3 protein-coding genes are annotated in these 2642 nt (G+C 31.5%); 2 read left to right on the top strand and 1 reads right to left on the bottom strand.

Going from position 1 to position 2642, the window contains the following annotated elements:
* Nucleotides 1–496 precede the first annotated feature (496 nt).
* A complete protein-coding gene (locus ES044_RS18045; RefSeq protein WP_147120743.1) occupies nucleotides 497–952 on the bottom strand; it encodes a transposase in 456 nt (151 codons plus the stop codon).
* Between the two features lie 379 nt (nucleotides 953–1331).
* On the opposite strand from ES044_RS18045, the gene ES044_RS18035 reads away from it, so the two are divergent.
* Together ES044_RS18035 and ES044_RS18030 are read left to right on the top strand one after the other, a co-directional pair.
* Nucleotides 1332–1826: a helix-turn-helix domain-containing protein gene (locus ES044_RS18035; RefSeq protein ID WP_147120742.1), complete on the top strand. Its 495-nt coding sequence runs from the start codon at nucleotides 1332–1334 to the stop codon at nucleotides 1824–1826.
* Between the two features lie 217 nt (nucleotides 1827–2043).
* Complete coding sequence (locus ES044_RS18030) at nucleotides 2044–2400, top strand: transposase (protein WP_223269282.1); 357 nt, start codon at nucleotides 2044–2046, stop codon at nucleotides 2398–2400.
* The last annotated feature ends 242 nt before the right edge of the window (nucleotides 2401–2642 follow it).

Genomic DNA, 2642 nt, shown 5'->3' with positions numbered 1-2642 from the left:
GAATAGCTTTTAGTTTATCGGCATGTTTTCTTTGTTTACAATTACGGTGTAATTGTTTAATTGTAATTTTCTCTTCTTGTGATAATTTTATAGTCATACATCTGAATATCAACAATATAAAGATACTAAATATTACTCAAAATAACAAAAATATAGTGCTTAAATAACTGAAAAACAGTAATTTAATATCAATAATTAGACCATGAAATTTTATGTTCCCGAAAACCTAAATGTATTGAGTATATACCTTATTTATTGCGCAAAATTATATGCTTTTTCAATATTTGCATATAAATTTAATAGAATTTCAGAGCTGTTCACTTGCCTTGCTGTCCGCTTTATGTTGGATTTGAATAGTAAGTATAGACTTCTAGCTAGTAACTACTTGTGAGTATCTACGTTCGCTAACAGTTCAGATGCTTATATGGCTTCATTTTTTCAATATTATAAAATAACGAAATTTTCGAAATCTATAATTTTCAACTTTATTTCAACTCTACTGTATACGTTCTTCTTGTTCCGATTTTGTTACTAGTTTTTGAACATGAAATCTATCGGTAACTATGGTTGTTTTTGGAAAACATTTTTTTGCAATCAAGTTCATACTACCTGCCATATCTACTGTAACTTCTTCTACCAAATTTCGTTTTTCAATTGGAATTGTATAAAGTATATCTATAACTTCATTTACTTTAGTACCTTTTACAATTGCAACAATACTTCCTTTTTCACCCTGCCCATCTTTGTTTGTTAAGATGGTATATAATTCTCCATTAGATAAAAAGGTTTCATCTGCACTTAAATGCTTTCCTATATTCTCTCCATAGAGCAACCAATCTTCTGCATAGTCTTTTTGTGTCCATGATTTAAAATCACTTAAATGATTTTTATAGTGATATTGCAACATTAGACCATTGGTGTTGTAATAATATCCAAAACGTTTGGCACTCACAGCATGGTTATTAAGAGATACCTTTTAAAAAAGAGGCAAATTCGCTAGTAATACGAGTGCCTTTTGCAATTAAATCCCAATCTCTTTTTACAATTTCACCTATAAAAACCAATGTCCAGCTTCTGCGTTTTATGTGTAGAAAAACAGATTTACCTTTTAGATGAAAGTCCTCAATTGTTATTTCTGGGGGTAAAACCTTTGGAGTGTGCTGAATTTAAATCGTATTCTTTTGGTACAATATTCTCCTCTTCTATTTAGAAGAGAATCTTATCCGCAACTAAAGTATATTTAGAAATATCAAAATATTCTAAAATCCCTTTTGGTAATAAATAATACCAAAATAGTTTTGTATTGCCGTGTATAATTCGTATATTTATCTATGGGAAAAAAGGCAATTTTAGATATTAAAGAATCAGATTTGGAGTTAAGGAGACTCTTGGCAAAACAGCAAACTTTAAAGGGAGAAAAACGCTTAAAAAGTTTGCTAGCAATTAAGTCTGGCAAATTTGGAACACGGGAAGAATTAGCTACTTCTTTTGGGATTCATATTAGAACTTTAGAAAGGTGGCTTGTTGATTATAGGGATGGTGGTGTTGAGATGATGTTAAAGGACAAACCTAAAAACAAAACTTCTAAAATTATTACTCCAGAAATGCATAAAGGATTATCGCAAAGAGTACATGACCCAAATAATCCATTTTTAGGATATTGGGATGCTCAAGACTGGGTGAAACAAGAGTATGGTGTGGATGTTAAGTACCAGCGGATTCGTGAGTATCTGATTCAACATTTTAAAACAAAACCCAAGACTCCTAGAAAATCTCACTACAAAAAGGATGTAGAAGCTGAAAAAGCTTTTTTAAAAACTCCCTAATACCCTAAATAACATTAGAATTAGTCTAAATAAAGATAGTTACGAAGCTGTTAATTTATATTTTCAAGACGAAGCTCGATTTGGAATGATGAATCATCTAGGGAAATACATAACCGCCAGCGGTGTAAAGCCAATAGTGACCTATCAACATATTTATAAAACCACCTATCTGTATGGTAGTTACTCGCCAATAAACGGAGACTCTTTTGTTTAGGAAATAAATGGGGTAAGTACTGACATATTTGAAGCCTATCTGCGGGAGTTTTCAATCTACAATCCAAAGGAATATAAAATTGTAGTGATCGATAATGCAGGATTTCATTCTACAAAGAACATAGAGGTGCCAGAAAATATATTCCTACTAAGAATACCACCATACAACCCCGAGCTAAACCCGTGCGAACAAATATGGCAATACATTAAAAACCGATTCAAAAATCAAAGATTTGAATCAATGAAAAGTTTAAAAGACTGGTTGAGCGAAATGGTCTGCGAAATGAAACCTCAAACAATTAAATCTATAACTGGAAATCATCATTTTCTGAATGCTTTTAATACGGCATTTAATAACTAAATTGGTATAACTCGCTAATTCTAAATCCAATTATATCAGTATTTGAAAGCAAAGATAAAAGAATCCCCCTAAATTAATACTTGCGCCACTACATCCCCCAGCATACAATTTTTAACAAGCCCTACTTAAGCTATTAAGATTAACAACTATCTCGTTTTTGGTCATAAAAAAACCTCAATCGTTAGATTGAGGTTTTAAGTATCTGAACAAGGTTCAGATTTAAGAAAGGCGGCGACCTACTC

The organism is Polaribacter sp. IC066 (assembly GCF_007997085.1).
Classification (GTDB): Bacteria; Bacteroidota; Bacteroidia; order Flavobacteriales; family Flavobacteriaceae; genus Polaribacter.
This window is presented reverse-complemented; position numbering and strand designations above follow the sequence as displayed.